A 16,785-nucleotide genomic window follows, 5' to 3' on the forward strand; every position below is an offset into this window, starting at 1 on the left:
AGGTGTGTCTAGGCGGGGGTCGCGTCGAGAGCGTGACCCACGAGGGCCAGCAGCGACTCGACGACGGTGATCCTGTTACGCGCGTCCATGATCACAACAGGTACGTCCGGAGGGACGGTCAGGGCTTCCCTGACGTCCTCCGCCTCGTAACCGGGCGTCCCCTCGAAGTGGTTGACGGCCACGATGTACGGCAGTCCGCAGCTCTCGAAGTAGTCGAGTGCGGGAAAACAGTCGGAGAGCCGCCGGGTGTCGGCGAGCACCACCGCACCGATCGCGCCGCGCACCAGGTCGTCCCACATGAACCAGAAGCGCTGCTGTCCGGGTGTGCCGAACACGTACAGCACGAGGTCGTCGTCGAGCGTGAGACGGCCGAAGTCCATCGCCACGGTCGTGGTGACCTTGTCGGGCGTCGCGGTGAGGTCGTCGGTCTCCTCGCTGGCCTGGGTCATCAGCGCTTCGGTCTTCAGCGGGGTGATCTCGGAGACCGATCCCACGAAGGTCGTCTTGCCGACCCCGAACCCGCCCGCGACCACTATCTTCGTGGCGGTGGGGGCCCTGGTGTGATCCAACTGCCAGGCCTGGAGCGACTCCTCGGCCTGGTCCTCCGGTCCCGGCTGACGCGGGGCGGACAGGAGCGGATCAGAGACGACGGAGTCCATTCAGCACCCTTTCGAGCAGTGCGCGGTCGGGCTGGCCGGTGCCGTGACCGGTCCCGTACACACGGATCTTTCCCTGGTCGGCCAAGTCGCTGAGCAGCACTCGGACCACGCCGAGCGGCATCTTCAACAGGGCCGAGATCTCCGCGACCGTACGCATGCGGCGGCAGATTTCGACAATGGCCCGGAGCTCCGGCATCACCCGCGTGGCGAGGCTGCCGTTGGTGAGCTCGCGGCGCTCCTCGGGCGCTTCCAGCGCGGCCACGAACGTCTCGACGAGAAGGACGTGACCGAAGCGGGTGCGGCCGCCGGTGAGCGAGTACGGGCGGACCCGGGCGGGCCGTCGGTCGGACCCGCGGACCGGGAGCCTGCGGGCGGGTTCAGCAGCGGGCGTCACTGGGCGCTCTCCATCGATTTGCGCAGTTCACTGCGGAGTTCGGGGGTGAGTACGTGTCCGGCACGACCGACGAAGAGCGCCATGTGGTACGCGATGACGCTCATGTCGCAGTCGGGGGTGGCGTGCACGCCGAGCAGCGAACCGTCACTGATCGACATGACGAAGACGCTGCCCTCGTCCATGGCGACCATGGTCTGCTTGACGCCGCCGCCGTCCATCAGTTTCGCGGCGCCGACGGTGAGGGAGCCGATGCCGGAGACGATGGTCGCCAGGTCGGCGCTGGAACCCCGGGGGCCGTCCTGCCGACCGTCTGTCGCCATGGCTGTCTGACGGCCGGGGTCGGAGGAGAGCAGCATCAGTCCGTCGGACGAGACAACGGTGACCGAATGGACCCCTGGCACCTCCTCCACGAGATTGCTCAGCAACCAGTGAAGGTTCCGGGCCTCGGTGCTCAGCCCGAATGTGCTGGGCGCAGTCAACTGCGTGCCTCCTCGACTGTGTCCCCCGTCTCATCGGTTCGACCACCGAGACGGTCTGCCCGCTCGGTCTGCTCGGTCAGTGCGGTGCCGGCACCGGTGACGGCACCGTCGGCGATCTCCGCCTCGACGTCGCGGCGGCCGTCCTTCGCCCCCTGGTGGAAACCGCCGAGGCGGCGACGCAGCGCGTCCTTGTCCAGGTTGCCCTTGCGCTCGGCGGTGGGGGCGGCGGCGGGCTTGACAACCTTGGGGGTGCGCTTGGGAAGACCCTTGTCGGTGATGCGCTCGGCCTGCGGCTCCGGCTGCCGGGGGCCGGGAAAGGCCTCGACGGCGGGCACCGGGGAGGGAGCCGGGGCGGTGAAGGGCTCCGGGGTCTCGTCCGCGGTGCGCTCGTGGCGGTCGGGGCCGATCGCGTACGGGTCGGGGGGTGCCGGGGTCGCGTGGGCCGGTGCGACCGACGGGACCGACTGAGCCGCGGGGACGTCCCGGAGCTCCGGGAGCCGGACCTGCATCGTGGTCTCGGCCTCGGACTCGGCGGCGGCCGGCTCGGGTGCCACCGGAGCGGGCACCTCCGCCGGAGCGGGCACCTCCGCCGGAGCGGGCACCTCCGCCGGAGCAGGCACCTCCGCCGGAGCAGGCACCTCCGCCGGAGCAGGCACCTCCGCCGGAGCGGGTGCCTCCGTCCGGGCCGGGTCCGCTGCCGACTCGCGGATCGTCTGCTCGGCGGCGGCGATCAGCGGGTCACCGGGCAGCGCGAGCATCCGGCCCGGCAGGGCATTGGAGTTCGCCTCGGCGACCGATCCGGGCAGGTTCACCGCAGGCGCGTCCCCCGGCGCGGTCACGGGCGGCGGCGTGGCACCGGGGGGCGCCTTCGGCAGCAACGCCTGCGGCAGCACGACGACCGCAGTCACCCCGCTGCCCTTCTGCTCGCGCAGCTGGACCCTCACGCCGTGGCGCGCCGCGAGGAGCGACGTCACCTGGAGTCCGAGGCCCGCGCCGTCGGCGTTCCGCTCGCCCGCCTCGAACGAGGACGGGTCGGCCAGGCGGGCGTTGAGCTCACCCATCCGTACGGACGACATGCCGATGCCCTCGTCCTGCACGGAGAGCATCACCTCACCGGTCTCCAGCAGCCAGCCGGAGAGCTCGACTTGCGAATCGGGCGGCGAGAAGGAGGTCGCGTTCTCCAGGAGTTCGGCGACCAGGTGGCTGAGGTCGTCGGCGGCGAAACCGGCGATCTGGGCGTGCGGCGGCAGGGACTGGATGGTGACCCGCTCGTACCGCTCGATCTCGCTGACGGCCGCACGCAACACGTCGACCAGCGGGATCGGGCCGGAGTGTCCGTGCCCGTGCTCGGCGCCCGCGAGGACCAGCATGTTCTCGCTGTGGCGCCGCATGACCGTGGCCATGTGGTCGAGCTTGAAGAGGGTGGCGAGCCGCTCCGAGTCCTGCTCGCGCTCCTCCAGGCTCTCGATGACGCCGAGCTGGCGCTCGACGAGGCCGAGGGTGCGCAGCGAGAGGTTGACGAAGGTGTGGTGGACCGTGTTCTTGAGCCGCTCCAGCTGGGCGGTCAGATCGGCGGTGCGGACCTGGAGTTCGGCGCGCTGGAGCGTGAGGGCCTCGCGTCCGGCGATCAGTTCGCCGCGCTCGTTCTCCAGGTTCTCGAACCGGCCGTTGAACTCCTGGAGCAGCCCGTGCAGGTTGCCGTGCAGGGCGTTGAGGGATCGAACGACCTGGGCGAACTCGTCGTTGCGGCCGGTGTAGCGGACCGGCTCGGCGGTGGCGGGCTCCGCGGCAAGGCGGGCGGCGCCGATCCGCAGGACGGCGAGCGGCTGGGTCAGCGTACGGGCCACGGCGGTGGAGACGCCGACGGCGATCAGCAGACAGCCGCCGAGGAGTGCGATGCGCAGTTCGAGGGCAGTGACGTCGTCGTCGCGCAGCTGCTCCATGCGTCGCACCTGGGTGGTGCCGAGGGCGGACTCGACGCTGCGCATCCGGTCGATGCGGGCGGAGAGTGCCGCCTCGACCTTCTTCCGGTCGGTCTTCTGGTCGGAGTCCGACAGCTCGGGACGGTCGGTGAGTGCGGCGAGGTACTTCTCCGCGCGGTTGACGTCGGGCCCGGTGACGGTGGAGGAGAGCTTCTCGCGGGCGGCGCTGCCCGCGGCCTGGTCGAAGTCGGCGAGCGAGGAGAGTTCGCGGACCCTGGCCTGCTGGGCGGCGGCGCTCAGCTCGTCACGGTTGCGGTCGTCCTCGCTGCTGCCCTTGTCCTGGGTCTGGACGGGCAGCCCGGTGAACGGGTCGATCTGCGGGACCGTGGCCTCCTTGCGGGGCACGGAGAGCGCCGCGATCAGCAGCCCGCGGGTGGCGGACGCCTGATCGGCTGCCTGGCCGAGGGCGAGGGGCGCACGGGTGGCCTCGGCGGCGCGCGGCGGGGTCTTCTCGGCGAGTTCGTCGGCGAGGTCGTGGAGCTTGGCGATGACCTCGGAGTACGCCTGGTGGGCGGCGAGTGCCGAGCCCTTGCCGGTGAGGGCGGTGCGACGCAGGGAGGGGATCGTGGAGAGGTCGCGGCGCAGCGCGGCGGGGGCCGTGTCGCGGATCTCGTCGATCTGCTGGTCGACGCGGGCGCTGGGGCCGTCCTTCTTCGCGTCGGACTTCCCGTCCCGGCCGCCCGCGATGTAGGCGGTGACTTCGTCGCGCTCGTCCGCGAGGGAGTGGGCGAGGGCCACCGCCTGCTGGTTCAGCTGGGCAAGGGTGACCAGCCGCTGGGACTCGGTCAGTTCGGAGGAGGCGCCGAGGGCCGCGGGTGCGCCCGCGGCGATGACCGTGATGCCGACGACCGCGACGCCGGCGACCAGCCGGCTGCGTACGCGGACGGTGCGCCGGGTCGGCTCACTCCCGCTCGGCGCCGGGGGTGTCGCCCCGGTATCGCTTCGCTCGCTGTCTTTGCTCCGAGGCCGCTTCTTCTGCACCGGTGCTCGCAATCTTGACTCGTCCACCCTTGAAGCAGAGGTGACACGCGGTCATATCTGGAAGGACACCCCGACCCCTGGTACGGCTTCTGACCATTCCAGTGCTTTTGAGAGGGGGGCGCGCATCAACCGCTCCGCCACCTGAACGAGTGAACATCACTCCGGAGTTGACGAACAAGTCTCCCCCCGGGCGCCGCAGCCCACACCTGGACCATCGGCTGGAACTTCCGCCCGGGCTTTGGCAGGATGCCCGCCCGCACCCGGCACGGAGCCACTCCTTCCGCTCCGGCCACCCCACTGACCTGCCGGTACGGTCCAACGCCTCGATCGTGCAGGCCCCGTGAAGGCATCGTGCAGACTGGCCGCATGCGCATCGAACTCGCCACGGCCCCCGGCAGCCCCGAGCGTCCCAACGAGGACTGGGCAGCCACCGCGCTTCCCGCTTCCGGCGCGGGTGGGACGCTGGTTCTGCTCGACGGAGTCACTCCGCCGCAGGGGGACGACGGTTGTGTGCACTCCGTGCCCTGGTTCACCGCGCGGCTGGGCGGGTCACTGGTCGAACTGTCGGGTTCGCGGCGGGATCTGACGCTCACCGACATCCTCACCGAGTCCATCCGGCGCACCGCCGACATGCATCGTTCCCTGTGTGACCTTTCTCACGTGCGCACTCCTCAGGCGACCGTCGTCGTGGTGCGCTGGGGCGCGGAGGAGATCGAGCACCTGGTGCTCTCCGACTCCGTACTGCTGTTCGAGTCGCCGGACGGATCGGTGCGCGCGCTGCTCGACGACCGGCTCGACCGGCTGCCGCCGGGCTCCCTGGCCACCGACGAAATCGCCGATGCGCAGGTACGGAACAAGGAGGGCGGCTTCTTCACCGCCGCCGCCGACCCCGGGGTCGCGGTCCGCGCCGTGACCGGGCGGACGCCACTCGTCGAGGTGCGGGCGGTGGCCGCGCTGACGGACGGGGCGAGCCGCTGGACGGAGATGTTCCACGAGGGGGACTGGGCGGCCTGCCTCGCGGTACTCCACAAGGAAGGCACACAGGGTCTGATCGACCGGGTCAGGTCCTTGGAGGACGCGGACACGGAGCGTACGTATCTGCGGCGCAGCAAGACGCACGACGACGCGACAGCGGTCTACGTGGTGCCGTAGGTCAGCCGGGTACGGGGTCGGCCCGCGCCGGCGGCGTGGGTGGTTTCCACCGGGCGGGGTCCGAGAGCACCCGGGGACGCCTGGCCGGGGCCGGGCCCGGCCGGGTTCGGGCGGCCGGCGTCAGTCCTCGGCCCGGGCGTTCAACTGGTGCAGCAGCCGTGCCAATTCCGCCACCTCGGTCCGGTCCCAGTCGGCGAGCTTCCTCACGTACCGGTCGCGGCGCGCATCGCGGACGCTGCGGAAGCGCGCCAGCCCCTCGTCGGTGAGATGGACGAGGAAGGCCCGCCCGTCGGCCGGATCGGGCTCGCGCGCCACCAGTCCGAGTTCCTCCAGGGCGCGCAGCTGCCGGCTCATGGTCGCCTTCCCGACGCCGAAGTACGCGGCGAGATCGGTGGCCCGCTGCCGCCCCACCGACTCCAGCCGTACGAAGAGTCCGTACGCCGCGGCCTCCAGCTCGGGATGGACCTCCCGCGCCATCTCACCGGAATTGGCCCGCGCGCGGCGCAGAAATACGGCCAATTCCCGCTCCAGTGCCAGGAATTCGTGGTCCACACCACTTCCTCCGGCCGCGCCGGGTTCACTACCGCTTTCGCTCCCGTGCACGTCAACACCCCTCATGAGCTTTCCTGCCGCTGAAAGTTTCTTTCGCCGCTGGTCATCGCCGCAGCTCCGCCAGTATTTCGCAGGCGTAGACCAACGGCACCGCCCAGGCCCTCTTCCGCCGCGCGGGTCTACGTGCGTAGCGTCATTCCTGGCATGTTCACACCATGACATGCCACAGGGGTGCGCCGAGCCGCCCCCCTGGGTCTGCAGATCCCCCCACCGAGGCCTCGGAGGCACGCACATGCCCGTGCACAGATCCGGATCCGGAACGACCCGCCGCTCGCGCTTGGCGGCGCTGGGAACCCTCCTCGCAGCACTTTCGCTTCTGCTCACCCTGCCCGGGGCGGCCACCGCGGCCGACTCCCCCACGGCCGCCGCCAAGAAGCCCGCGCGCGGTTCGGCCACGATGGGCATGGGCGTCATCGCCCACGACGGCCGGGGCGGCCTGCCGGGCGGCACGCTTGTCGCCCAGACCGAAGGCGTGGACGTCAGCAGTCACCAGGGCAACGTCAACTGGGCGACTCTCTGGAACAGCGGCGTCCGCTGGGCCTACACCAAGGCCACCGAGGGCACGTACTACACGAATCCCTACTTCGCGCAGCAGTACAACGGCTCGTACAACGTCGGCATGATCCGCGGTGCGTACCACTTCGCCACCCCGGACACCACGAGCGGCGCCACCCAGGCCAACTACTTCGTGGACCACGGGGGCGGCTGGTCGAAGGACGGCAAGACGCTGCCCGGCGTGCTCGACATCGAGTGGAACCCGTACGGCGCGCAGTGCTACGGCAAGACGCAGGCCGGCATGGTGTCCTGGATCCGCGACTTCGTGAACACGTACAAGGCGCGCACCGGGCGTGACGCGGTCATCTACACCGCGACCAGCTGGTGGACGACCTGCACCGGGAACAACGCGGGCTTCGGCACCACCAACCCGCTGTGGGTGGCCCGTTACGACACCACGGTCGGCACACTCCCGGCCGGCTGGGGCTACTACACGATGTGGCAGTACACGTCGTCCGGCCCGTACGTCGGCGACCACAACCACTTCAACGGCGCTCTCGACCGCGTACAGGCACTCGCCAACGGCTGAGCCTCCGCTCCCCGGAGCCCCGGTGACGAACCCGGTCACCGGGGCTCCCGCATGCCTCGACCGTCGGCTCCGCCTCCGTCGACCACTATGCACTCGGTGTATACACCCCGTGTATAGTCCCTGAATGTCGCACACGGTGTGCGCTGTTCAGCCGTGAGGGAGTGATCCGTCTTGCCCAGGGAGACGAAGTCGATCGGTACGGGGTTGGGCGTCGCTCTTGTGACGGCAGTCACTCTCGCGCTGAGCGGCTGCTCGATGCAGACCACGGCCCCGGGCTCGGCGCGGGGGGACGCAGCCTCCGACGCCAAGGGCTCGTTCGGCCCCGTGGACTGCCGCAAGGCGAAGTGCATCGCGCTGACCTTCGACGCGGGGCCCGGCGAGGACACCCCGCACCTGCTGGACATCCTCAAGGAGAAGAAGGTGCACGCCACCTTCTTCCTGCTCGGCAAGAACCACGTGCTGAAGCACCCCGACACGGTGCGCCGCATCGAGGCGGAGGGCCACGAGGTGGCCAACCACACGTGGTCGCACAAGATCCTGACGGACCGGAAGCCCGCCGACATACGTGCCGAGCTGGAGAAGACGCAGGACGCGATAGCGAAGATCACCGGCAGGAAGCCGCGGCTGATGCGTCCGCCGCAGGGACGTACCGACGACACGGTCTCCGGCATCTGCAAGGACCTGGGGCTCTCGCAGATCCTCTGGAGCGCCACCGCCAAGGACTACTCGACGACCGACTCCGCGCTGATCAAGAAGCGGATACTCGACCGGGCGAGCAAGGACGGCGTCATCCTGCTGCACGACATCTACAAGGGGACCGTGCCCGCGGTGCCGGGCATCATCGACGCGCTGAAGGAGCGCGGCTACACCCTGGTGACGGTCCCGCAGCTGATGGCCCCGGCGGAGCCGGTGCCGGGGACCGTCTACCGCCCCTGAGTGCGGCCGGTCACGCTCAGGGGCCCATCACCGGTGCAGCGGTGCCCTTGGGGTCACCCGGCGCCGCACGAGCTGCCGCTTCGTCCGCCGCCTCGCCCACCGGCCGCACCACGGAGTCCACGGGGACCGCGGTCCGACCGACGGACCGCGGCGTGCCGGTCCACGGGAGCAGCGTGGCCCTTCCGCGTCCCGCCCGGACGCGGAACAGCACGTCCGCGCACCCGGATACGCGGAACGGCCCGCACCTCCCTTCCGGGTGGCGCGGGCCGTCCGACCGGCCGCGCACGTCATGCCACGCCCGTCACGCCATGGCGCTCACGCCGCGGCCGGGATCCTCTCCTCCGCCCCGGCCGTGGCCGGAGCGAGGGCGATCTCCAGCACCTGTCGGACATCCGTCACCGGGTGGACCTCCAGCTTCTCCAGGACCTCGGCCGGGACGTCGTCCAGATCGGCCTCGTTCCGCTTGGGGATCACCACGGTGGTGATACCGGCCCGGTGGGCGGCCAGCAGCTTCTGCTTCAGCCCGCCGATCGGCAGCACCCGTCCCGTCAGCGACACCTCACCGGTCATCGCCACGTCCGTACGGACCAGCCGTCCGGAGAGCAGCGAGGCCAGCGCCGTCGTCATCGTGATACCGGCACTCGGACCGTCCTTGGGTACCGCGCCCGCCGGGAAGTGGATGTGCGCTCCCCGGTCCTTGAGGTCGGCGACGGGCAGTTCCAGCTCGGCGCCGTGCGAGCGCAGGAAGCTCAGCGCGATCTGCGCGGACTCCTTCATGACGTCGCCGAGCTGACCGGTGAGGGTCAGTCCGGCCGCGCCGGTCTCCGGGTCGGCCAGCGACGCCTCGACGTACAGCACGTCACCACCGGCGCCGGTCACCGCCAGTCCGGTCGCCACGCCCGGCACCGCGGTCCGGCGCTCGGCCGGGTCCTGGGCGGACTCGGGGACGTGGTGCGGCCGTCCGACGAGACCCCTCAGGTCCTCGTCGGTGACGGTGAACGGGAGCTCCCGGTCGCCCAGTTCGTGCTGGGCCGCGACCTTGCGGAGGAGCCGGGCGACGGCCCGCTCCAGATTGCGTACGCCCGCCTCACGGGTGTACTCGCCGGCCAGCTTGCGCAGCGCCGACTCGTCGAGCGTCACCTCACCCTTCTCCAGACCGGCACGCTCCAGCTGGCGCGGGAGCAGGTGGTCGCGGGCGATGACGACCTTCTCGTCCTCGGTGTAGCCGTCGAGCCTCACCAGCTCCATGCGGTCGAGCAGCGCCTCCGGGATGGCTTCCAGGACGTTGGCGGTGGCCAGGAAGACGACGTCGCTGAGGTCGAGTTCGACCTCCAGGTAGTGGTCGCGGAAGGTGTGGTTCTGGGCCGGGTCGAGCACTTCGAGGAGCGCCGCGGCCGGGTCGCCGCGGAAGTCGGAGCCGACCTTGTCGATCTCGTCGAGCAGGACGACCGGGTTCATGGAACCGGCCTCCTTGATGGCGCGGACGATGCGTCCGGGGAGCGCACCGACGTACGTGCGCCGGTGGCCTCGGATCTCCGCCTCGTCCCGCACACCGCCGAGCGCGACGCGGACGAACTTGCGGCCCATGGCGTGCGCGACGCTCTCACCGAGGGACGTCTTGCCGACGCCGGGCGGTCCGACGAGGGCCAGCACCGCACCGCCCCGACGCCCGCCCACGACCCCGAGGCCGCGTGCGGCACGGCGCTTGCGCACCGCGAGGTACTCGGTGATCCGCTCCTTCACGTCCTCCAGGCCCGCGTGCTCGGCGTCGAGGATCTCCTTGGCGGCGCGGATGTCGTACGCGTCCTCGGTCCGTTCGGTCCACGGCAGTTCGAGGACGGTGTCCAGCCAGGTTCGGATCCAGGAGCCCTCGGGGCTCTGGTCGGACGAGCGCTCCAGCTTGTCGACCTCCTTGAGCGCGGCCTCACGGACGTGCTCGGGAAGATCGGCGGACTCGACGCGCGCCCGGTAGTCGTCGGACTCGTCCTCCGCGTCGCCGTTGAGCTCGGACAGCTCCTTGCGTACGGCTTCCAGCTGGCGCCGCAGCAGGAACTCGCGCTGCTGCTTGTCGACGCCCTCCTGGACGTCCTTGGCGATGGACTCGGCGACGTCCTGTTCGGCGAGGTGTTCGCCGAGCCACTGGATGGCGAGCTTCAGCCGGGCGACCGCGTCGGCGGTCTCCAGGAGCTGCACCTTCTGGGCGGTGGTGAGGAACGGTGAGTAGCCGGAGTTGTCGGCGAGTGCGGAGATGTCGTCGATCTGCTGGACCCGGTCCACGACCTGCCAGGCACCGCGCTTCTTCAGCCAGCTGGTGGCAAGGGCCTTGTACTCCTTGACCAGCTCGGCGGCGGCGCCGGGGAGCGGCTCGGGAGCCGAGACGTCCACGCGGGTTCCCTCGACCCAGAGCGCGGCCCCGGGTCCGGTGGTTCCGGCACCGATCCTCACACGGTCACGGCCACGGATGAGGGCGCCCGGGTCCCCGTCGGAGAGCCGGCCGACCTGCTCGACGGTACCGAGTACACCGGTCCCGGTGTAGGTCCCGTCGATCCGCGGCACCAGCAGCACCTCGGGCTTGCCACCACCCGGACGGGCGGCGGCCTGGGCAGCCTCGACGGCGGCCCGGACATCGGTGTCGGACAGGTCCAGAGGAACCACCATTCCGGGCAGCACGACCTCGTCGTCGAGCGGCAGCACAGGCAAGGTGAGCGGAGTGACCGCATTGGACTCAGTAGCCATGATCTCCCCTTCGGCAGTCAAGTTGAGCTATGCAGACTCAATGCTCCTGAGCGACTATATGTTCCCGAGGCTGTGTTCGCTCTCAGCGATCTTCTTCCACCAGCCCGTCACCTGCGAAAACCACTCGGCAGCCGCGGCGCGGACCCGGCACGGTGCCCGGATGACCGACAGCGGCCGACGGGGATCTCCCGGCGACAAAGGACTGGCCGCCGACGGGACGATCCGACGTGAAGCCTCGCTGAGCCGCCTGCCGGCGACGTTCACCCCAGTGGTCGAAGGGGCCCGCGCCCGGATCGCCGACGCATTCGACGCCACGCAACTGCACAGCGCCTGCCTCTACGGCAGCATTCCGCGCGGCACGGCCATTCCCGGTGTCTTCGGTCTGGACCCACTGCTCGCCCCGCGCGCCGAACCCACCGAGGCCGACCGGGCCACGGCCCGGTCCGTCGAGGCGGCCCTCAACGACTCGTCCGACCTGATCGACGACGGGAAGGCCCCGCGCCCATGACCGCACCGACCAGACCCTCGCGCCGGTGCAGAAGTGGCCAGCAGGCCACCCCGAGCAGCAGGGCGAGCGGATGCCCCCAGCCGCTGAGCGGATCGGTGAACACGAGCAGATCGTGCGCCAGCATCACCCCGACGCCGCCCAGCACCAGGGCACGGACCAGTGGGGTGAGCAGTCCGGCGAGCGCGCCGACGCTCGCCATCAGACCGAAGCTGATGCCGTAGTCGAGCCGGTGCAGCGAGGTCTCCGGCAGATGGCCGGCCACCACGGAGATCCCGACCGGGATCTCCGTGGCGAGCGTCGCCACCACATGCCCGAGCAGGAAGACCCCGGCGGTGCGCCACCCGCCGATGCGCCGCTCCAGGGCGGTCAGGACGAGGGCGAAGCCGAGAACGTACGGAGAGGTGAGCCCGCCCGTGATCCACAGGGCGCTGGCGACGAGAACGAGCAGCGGCGTCCGCGTGAGATGCGAGACGTCGGTGCTCGATCCGCGCAGCACGGCGGAGACGGTGTCCGGATCGGCGTACGCGGTGAACAGGGACGTCGCGACGAGCACCAGCAGATAGCAGAAGGTGAACGGTGTCCCGGCAGGCGTCGGCAGCAGCCTCCACAACCGGGACCGGGCGGGCGGGTCGACCGGCGGTACGGGGGCCGCCCGCTCCGTACACCGCTGCCCCGGGACGGCGTCGAGCAGCGGGGCCGTGTCACTTCGTACCTGTGCTGCCCCGTGCGTACTCCGGTGCACCCCGCCGGACTCCCTTATCTCACGCCCCCGGCTTTCTCACGCCCCCGAAGAACAACACCCAACCCTCCGCGATCATGTCCGCACCGTCTATGGCGCATGCCACACGGTGAACCGGCGAGGGGCCGCGGCCCGATAGAGGGGATGTGAGGCTGATGCGCCCCTCGGGGGAGAACCGGACCGATGACGACAACGCGCTGCTGCGCGCCGTCGCACAGGGGGATGCGGCGGCCCTCGCCGCGCTCTACGACCGGCATGCCGGCTGGTTGTTCGCCCGGCTGAGCCGCCGGTGCGCGGACCCGGAGACGGTGAGGGAAGTACTGCAGGACACGTTCGTCACCGCGTGGCGGTCCGCCGGCGCACACCGCGGCGGGCAGGCGGGCGGCTGGCTGTGGGTGATCGCCGCACGCCGCCTGGTCGACGCCCGGCGCGCCGAGGCCCGGACCGAACGCGCCACCCGGGCCGAGCAGACCGGGGGCACCGACTGGTCCGCCGTCGCCCCGTCCGCGGAGGAACGGGTGCTGGCCGGTCTGGAGTACGCGGACGTGGGCGCGGCACTGGACCGGATCTCGCCCGAACTGCGGGAGGTCCTGCGCGCGACGGTCATCGACGGCTTGACGACCCGCGAGACCGCACAGCTCCTCGGCCTGCCCGAGGGCACGGTCAAGACCCGGGCGATGCGCGCCAGACGCGAACTGCGCGCCGCCCTGGACCGGCTGACGCCGGGCGGCGAACCGCTGGGAGGCATGGCATGACGGGCTGGCATGTGGGCGAGGAGCCGGCGCGGCGGTACGCGTCCGGCACGTTGGCGGAGACCGATGCCTGGTCCCTGGAGAAGCACATCGAGGTGTGCGGGGGATGCGCGGCGCGGGTGTCGGCGGCAGTACGCGGGCAGGGGGCCGCGGCGGCAGTGGTCGACGACGTGCGGACGGCGGTGCTCGCCGTGGCGGCGGGCGGGACGGAGGCGGTCCGCGGACCGGCCGCGGTGCGGGGACCCACTCGGGCCCCGGCATCCGTGCCCCCGTCCGCACCCCGCCACCACCGTGTTCCTCTCCTCTCCCCCGTTCTCCGCGCCGCCGGACCCGCGCTGCGTGGCCCGTGGCTGGTGGCCGTGCTGCTGGTGGTGGCCGCGGCCGTCGCCCTCGCGTACGGCGCCCGGAGCGGGACCGGGGCGGAGGCCGGTCTCCCGGCCCGTCCGCTGCTGCTCCTGATCGCACCGGTGCTGCCGCTCGCCGGGGTCGGCGTCTCGTACGGGCGGCGCGCGGATCCGGTGTACGAACTCGCCGCCTCCACCCCGTCCGGCGGGCTGCGGCTCCTGCTGATCAGGACCGGCGCGGTCCTCGGCGTGAGCGTCCCGCTGCTGACCGCGGCGGGGGCGGTACTGCCCGCCTCGGCGGGTGCGCCCGGTGCGGTCGCCTGGTTGGTGCCGGCCCTCGCCATGACCCTGGCCGCGCTGGCGCTGGGTTCGTACGCCGGATGCCGTACCGGCGCCTCGTCGGTCACCGCGGCCTGGGCCCTTGCCGTCGTCGTGCCGTCCGCCGGGACGCCGGCCCTGGACCCGGACGCCCTGGCCGACGGGGCGGCCCGGTACTTCGCCGGGCCTTTCGCGCAGAGCGGCTGGGCGGCGGGGGCGCTGCTGTGCGCCGCGCTGCTGACCGTACGCCGTCGTTCCTTCGACCACCTGGAGAAGCTGTGAGCGTGAACGCATGAGCACCGTGACGGTCCGAAACGCCCGTACCGTCCGCGTCAGCGGGCTGACGGTCCGCCACCGCAAGAGGACCGCGCTGGACGCCGTCGACCTCGATTTCGCTCCCGGGGTCCATGGCCTGCTGGGGCCGAACGGGGCGGGCAAGACCTCTCTGATCCGGGTCCTCGCGACCGTCGCCGCACCTTCCGGCGGCAGGGTCGAGCTGCTGGGCAGCGAGGTCGGCGCGGTGACGGACCACCGCAGCCGCTCGGCCGTCCGACGTCGTCTCGGCTATCTGCCCCAGGAGTTCGGCTACTACCCGGGCTTCACCGTCCGCGAGTTCGTCAGCTATGTCGCCTGGCTCAAGGAGATGCCCGCCGCTCAGGTCCCGGAGGCGGTCGAACGGGCCGTGGCACGGGTCGGGCTGATCGACAGGATCGATGCGAAGGTGAAGACCCTGTCGGGCGGCATGGTGCGGCGCGTCGGCATCGCGCAGGCGATCGTCAACGATCCGGACCTCCTGCTGCTGGACGAGCCGACCGCCGGCCTCGACCCGGAGCAGCGTGTCGAGTTCCGGGCGCTGCTGCGTGAGCTGGGCGAGACGTCCACGGTGATCGTCTCCACGCACCTCGTCGAGGATGTCGCAGCGGCCTGCACCGAGGTGACGCTCGTCGAGGCGGGCCGGATCGCCTACCGCGGCACCACCGCCGAACTCACCGCGATCGGCAGCAACGGAGCGGGCGACAGCCTCGGCGACAACTCGATCGAGCGGGGCTACACCGCCGCGCTACGCGCTCACCGCACGGCGGTGGCAGGCCGATGACCGGGACCCTGACCCGCATCCGGGACGTGGGCACCGCGGCCTCCGGTACGCCGCTGCGCACCGAACTGCGCCGTGGCATCCCGCCGTGGACCGGCGCGGCCGTCGCGCTCACCCTCCTCGTCACCCTGGGCGCGAGGGCGGACCAGTGGCAGGGCGATTGGGGCGAGACCCAGTCGCTGCTGCGCTCCTCGAACGCGCTGCTCTGCGGTCCGCTCACAGCGGCAGCCGCCTGCTGGCAGGGCGGCCGCGAACGCCGCGCCCGCACCACCGAGCTGCTGTCCGCCGTCCCCCGCAGCCGGCTGCGCCGGGCCGTGACGGCGGCGGCGCCCGTCGCCCTGTGGGCAGCGGTGGGGTATCTCGTGGCGCTGGCGGTGCTGGTGGCCGCGAACCTGCCGTACGCGACCGGCCGCGGTCCGTCCCTCTCCCTCACCGTCTCCGACAGCTCCCTGCTGGCGTCGATCGCACTGGTCGGCTTCGTCGTCGGGCGACTGTCGCCGTGGCGGCTGACCGCACCGGTCCTGGCGGTCTGCACATACGTCGGGCTGGGCGTCCCCACCTATCTGGAGTCGGAGTTCCGCTTTCTGGGTCCGGGCGAGCAGGTCGAACTATCCGTCCCGGTGTGGTGGTTCGCCCCGGTCATGGTGGCCTGGCTGGGCGGTCTCGCCCTCACCGTGCTGCTCGGGTACGCGGCACGGCGCCAGGTGCTCGCCGTCGTACCGCTCGTCGTGGCGGTCGCCGCCGGGTCGCTCATCGTCCGGACCGGCGAGGAGCTGTGGCGGGACGACCCCACGGTGGCCCGCCGGATCTGCACGGACGGCGTCCCGCAGATCTGTGTGAACGGGCACGACGGCCCGATGCTGACGCAGGTGTCGGACGCCCTGAGCGGCATGCTCTCCCGGCTGGACGGGGTCCCGAACGCACCGACCCAGTACGTGGAGAACGGTGCACGCCCCGACGGCGGCGAAGTACCGCTGTCGCGCCTGACGCTCGGCTGGGACGTCGTGCGCAACAAGCTGCTCGATCCCCGTGCGTACGCGCAGGGCGCCGCCGCCAACCTGATGAGGCGGGACTGCCCGTCGGAGGGGACCGGAAAAGAGAGCAAGGAATACCGGCGCCTGCACCGCACCGACTCCGCGGTACAGGAGTGGCTGGTTCCCGTGAACGACCCCGCCGTCCGGAACCCACAGGTCAAGGGCCTCCTGGGTCGTCTCGAAGCCATGCCGGACACCGGTCGCAGGGCCTGGCTCGGCCGCTACCTGGCTTCCCGGGAGAGCTGCGACCCAGCGGAGGTGCCGGCCCTGTGAACGGAACCGCGCCGGGACCGCTCCTCTACATCCGCTCGCGCGCCCTCCCGCTCACCACCGCCGCCCTGGCCGGCATCGTGCTCGTCGCCGCCTGGGCCGCGGACCGGCTGCAGGACCGCTTCGACCACACCGGGCGCGTCCCGGTCCTGGTGCTCGCCCCGCTGCTCGCCTCCGCCGCGATCTCCACCGGCATGCACGCGCACACCGCCGAGCTGGACCGGACCGCCGTACGCCCCTGGTGGCCGCGCCGGCTGCTGCATCTGCTGACCCTCACCGTGTTCGTCACCGGAGCACTCGCACTGGCGGTGCCGGGGCATCCGGAGGCGTTCGGCGCGCCGGGGATGGTGCGCAACATGCTCGGGGCGACCGGGGTGGCGGCCGGGTCGGCGGCGCTGATCGGTGCCCGGCTGAGCTGGCTGCCGATGACGGTCTACGGCGGCGCCGTCTACCTGGCGGCGCCCCGCACCCCGGGTGGCGCGGCCGCCGTCTGGGCCTGGCCGATGCAGCCGGGGCCGCAGGGGACGGCGTGGGCGGTGGCAGTGGCGGCGTACGTGACAGGCGTGGTGCTCCTCGTGGTGCGCGGCGCACGGCCGGAGCCCGTGTGACCACGCCTTTCGCCTCTCCGCGCCCCGTACCGATCCGGCAATTCGCTGGTCCCGGCCGCGCGGCCGGGCAAGGATGGCAGGGACTCACCCACCCTCCACCGGAG

At 71.7% G+C, this 16,785-nt stretch carries 16 protein-coding genes; 9 read left to right on the plus strand and 7 right to left on the minus strand.

Annotated elements, in window-relative coordinates; all coding sequences use genetic code 11:
- Positions 1-8: 8 nt before the first annotated feature.
- From ACFU8W_RS27765 to ACFU8W_RS27780, 4 genes are read right to left on the minus strand one after another with little or no spacing between them, the layout of a single operon-like run.
- Complete coding sequence (locus ACFU8W_RS27765; RefSeq protein ID WP_345510351.1) at positions 9-659, minus strand: ATP/GTP-binding protein; 651 nt, start codon at positions 657-659, stop codon at positions 9-11.
- Positions 640-1,053 (minus strand): DUF742 domain-containing protein, encoded by a 414-nt coding sequence (locus ACFU8W_RS27770; RefSeq protein WP_345510353.1) that lies wholly within the window; start codon positions 1,051-1,053, stop codon positions 640-642. Before ACFU8W_RS27770 ends, ACFU8W_RS27765 begins: the two co-directional genes overlap by 20 nt.
- Entirely contained in the window at positions 1,050-1,532 is a 483-nt protein-coding gene (locus ACFU8W_RS27775; protein WP_384042509.1) for a roadblock/LC7 domain-containing protein, read from the minus strand. Before ACFU8W_RS27775 ends, ACFU8W_RS27770 begins: the two co-directional genes overlap by 4 nt.
- Entirely contained in the window at positions 1,529-4,495 is a 2,967-nt protein-coding gene (locus ACFU8W_RS27780; protein WP_384042512.1) for a nitrate- and nitrite sensing domain-containing protein, read from the minus strand. Before ACFU8W_RS27780 ends, ACFU8W_RS27775 begins: the two co-directional genes overlap by 4 nt.
- A gap of 366 nt (positions 4,496-4,861) precedes the next feature.
- Between ACFU8W_RS27780 and ACFU8W_RS27785 the strand changes: the two genes are divergently transcribed.
- Positions 4,862-5,647, plus strand: a complete 786-nt coding sequence (locus ACFU8W_RS27785) for a hypothetical protein (RefSeq protein WP_384042514.1) — start codon at positions 4,862-4,864, stop codon at positions 5,645-5,647.
- Positions 5,648-5,767: 120 nt separating this feature from the next.
- Here the strand turns inward: ACFU8W_RS27785 and ACFU8W_RS27790 are convergent, their stop codons facing one another.
- Positions 5,768-6,265, minus strand: a complete 498-nt coding sequence (locus ACFU8W_RS27790; RefSeq protein ID WP_384042517.1) for a MarR family winged helix-turn-helix transcriptional regulator — start codon at positions 6,263-6,265, stop codon at positions 5,768-5,770.
- Positions 6,266-6,491: 226 nt separating this feature from the next.
- On the opposite strand from ACFU8W_RS27790, the gene ACFU8W_RS27795 reads away from it, so the two are divergent.
- Together ACFU8W_RS27795 and ACFU8W_RS27800 are read left to right on the plus strand one after the other, a co-directional pair.
- Positions 6,492-7,343: a lysozyme gene (locus tag ACFU8W_RS27795; protein WP_345510358.1), complete on the plus strand. Its 852-nt coding sequence runs from the start codon at positions 6,492-6,494 to the stop codon at positions 7,341-7,343.
- Between the two features lie 255 nt (positions 7,344-7,598).
- Entirely contained in the window at positions 7,599-8,279 is a 681-nt protein-coding gene (locus tag ACFU8W_RS27800; RefSeq protein WP_384042605.1) for a polysaccharide deacetylase family protein, read from the plus strand.
- Between the two features lie 315 nt (positions 8,280-8,594).
- Here the strand turns inward: ACFU8W_RS27800 and lon are convergent, their stop codons facing one another.
- Entirely contained in the window at positions 8,595-11,015 is a 2,421-nt protein-coding gene (gene lon / locus ACFU8W_RS27805) for an endopeptidase La (RefSeq protein ID WP_384042521.1), read from the minus strand.
- A gap of 160 nt (positions 11,016-11,175) precedes the next feature.
- Between lon and ACFU8W_RS27810 the strand changes: the two genes are divergently transcribed.
- The gene (locus ACFU8W_RS27810; RefSeq protein WP_384042524.1) at positions 11,176-11,523 is read left to right on the plus strand and encodes a hypothetical protein; all 348 of its coding nucleotides are present in this window, start codon (positions 11,176-11,178) and stop codon (positions 11,521-11,523) included.
- Here the strand turns inward: ACFU8W_RS27810 and ACFU8W_RS27815 are convergent.
- Positions 11,474-12,265, minus strand: a complete 792-nt coding sequence (locus ACFU8W_RS27815; protein WP_384042527.1) for a rhomboid-like protein — start codon at positions 12,263-12,265, stop codon at positions 11,474-11,476. The genes ACFU8W_RS27810 and ACFU8W_RS27815 overlap by 50 nt on opposite strands.
- 152 nt (positions 12,266-12,417) lie before the next feature.
- On the opposite strand from ACFU8W_RS27815, the gene ACFU8W_RS27820 reads away from it, so the two are divergent.
- Genes ACFU8W_RS27820 through ACFU8W_RS27840 form a run of 5 tightly spaced genes read left to right on the plus strand, consistent with a single transcriptional unit; the run spans position 12,418 to position 16,681 of the window.
- Complete coding sequence (locus ACFU8W_RS27820) at positions 12,418-13,017, plus strand: RNA polymerase sigma factor (RefSeq protein ID WP_384042530.1); 600 nt, start codon at positions 12,418-12,420, stop codon at positions 13,015-13,017.
- Positions 13,014-13,958 (plus strand): hypothetical protein, encoded by a 945-nt coding sequence (locus ACFU8W_RS27825; RefSeq protein ID WP_384042533.1) that lies wholly within the window; start codon positions 13,014-13,016, stop codon positions 13,956-13,958. Before ACFU8W_RS27820 ends, ACFU8W_RS27825 begins: the two co-directional genes overlap by 4 nt.
- A gap of 10 nt (positions 13,959-13,968) precedes the next feature.
- On the plus strand, positions 13,969-14,772 hold the full coding sequence (locus ACFU8W_RS27830; protein WP_384042535.1) for an ABC transporter ATP-binding protein: 804 nt from the start codon (positions 13,969-13,971) through the stop codon (positions 14,770-14,772).
- Entirely contained in the window at positions 14,769-16,076 is a 1,308-nt protein-coding gene (locus tag ACFU8W_RS27835; protein ID WP_384042538.1) for a hypothetical protein, read from the plus strand. Before ACFU8W_RS27830 ends, ACFU8W_RS27835 begins: the two co-directional genes overlap by 4 nt.
- Positions 16,073-16,681 carry a hypothetical protein gene (locus ACFU8W_RS27840; RefSeq protein WP_384042541.1) on the plus strand — a complete coding sequence of 203 codons (609 nt, stop codon included), beginning with the start codon at positions 16,073-16,075 and terminating at the stop codon, positions 16,679-16,681. The genes ACFU8W_RS27835 and ACFU8W_RS27840 overlap by 4 nt, the downstream gene beginning before the upstream one ends.
- Positions 16,682-16,785: the final 104 nt, after the last annotated feature.

The sequence above is a fragment of the Streptomyces sp. NPDC057565 genome (assembly GCF_042801455.1).
Lineage (GTDB): Bacteria > Actinomycetota > Actinomycetes > Streptomycetales > Streptomycetaceae > Streptomyces > Streptomyces yanii.

Bases quoted from the DNA above. Each gene is read 5' to 3' on its own strand.
- ACFU8W_RS27765 (WP_345510351.1), bottom strand. From the start codon at position 659: ATGGACTCCGTCGTCTCTGATCCGCTCCTGTCCGCCCCGCGTCAGCCG.
- ACFU8W_RS27785 (WP_384042514.1), top strand. From the start codon at position 4,862: ATGCGCATCGAACTCGCCACGGCCCCCGGCAGCCCCGAGCGTCCCAAC.
- ACFU8W_RS27790 (WP_384042517.1), bottom strand. From the start codon at position 6,265: ATGAGGGGTGTTGACGTGCACGGGAGCGAAAGCGGTAGTGAACCCGGC.
- ACFU8W_RS27795 (WP_345510358.1), top strand. From the start codon at position 6,492: ATGCCCGTGCACAGATCCGGATCCGGAACGACCCGCCGCTCGCGCTTG.
- ACFU8W_RS27800 (WP_384042605.1), top strand. From the start codon at position 7,599: ATGCAGACCACGGCCCCGGGCTCGGCGCGGGGGGACGCAGCCTCCGAC.
- lon (WP_384042521.1), bottom strand. From the start codon at position 11,015: ATGGCTACTGAGTCCAATGCGGTCACTCCGCTCACCTTGCCTGTGCTG.
- ACFU8W_RS27810 (WP_384042524.1), top strand. From the start codon at position 11,176: ATGACCGACAGCGGCCGACGGGGATCTCCCGGCGACAAAGGACTGGCC.
- ACFU8W_RS27820 (WP_384042530.1), top strand. From the start codon at position 12,418: ATGCGCCCCTCGGGGGAGAACCGGACCGATGACGACAACGCGCTGCTG.
- ACFU8W_RS27825 (WP_384042533.1), top strand. From the start codon at position 13,014: ATGACGGGCTGGCATGTGGGCGAGGAGCCGGCGCGGCGGTACGCGTCC.
- ACFU8W_RS27830 (WP_384042535.1), top strand. From the start codon at position 13,969: ATGAGCACCGTGACGGTCCGAAACGCCCGTACCGTCCGCGTCAGCGGG.
- ACFU8W_RS27835 (WP_384042538.1), top strand. From the start codon at position 14,769: ATGACCGGGACCCTGACCCGCATCCGGGACGTGGGCACCGCGGCCTCC.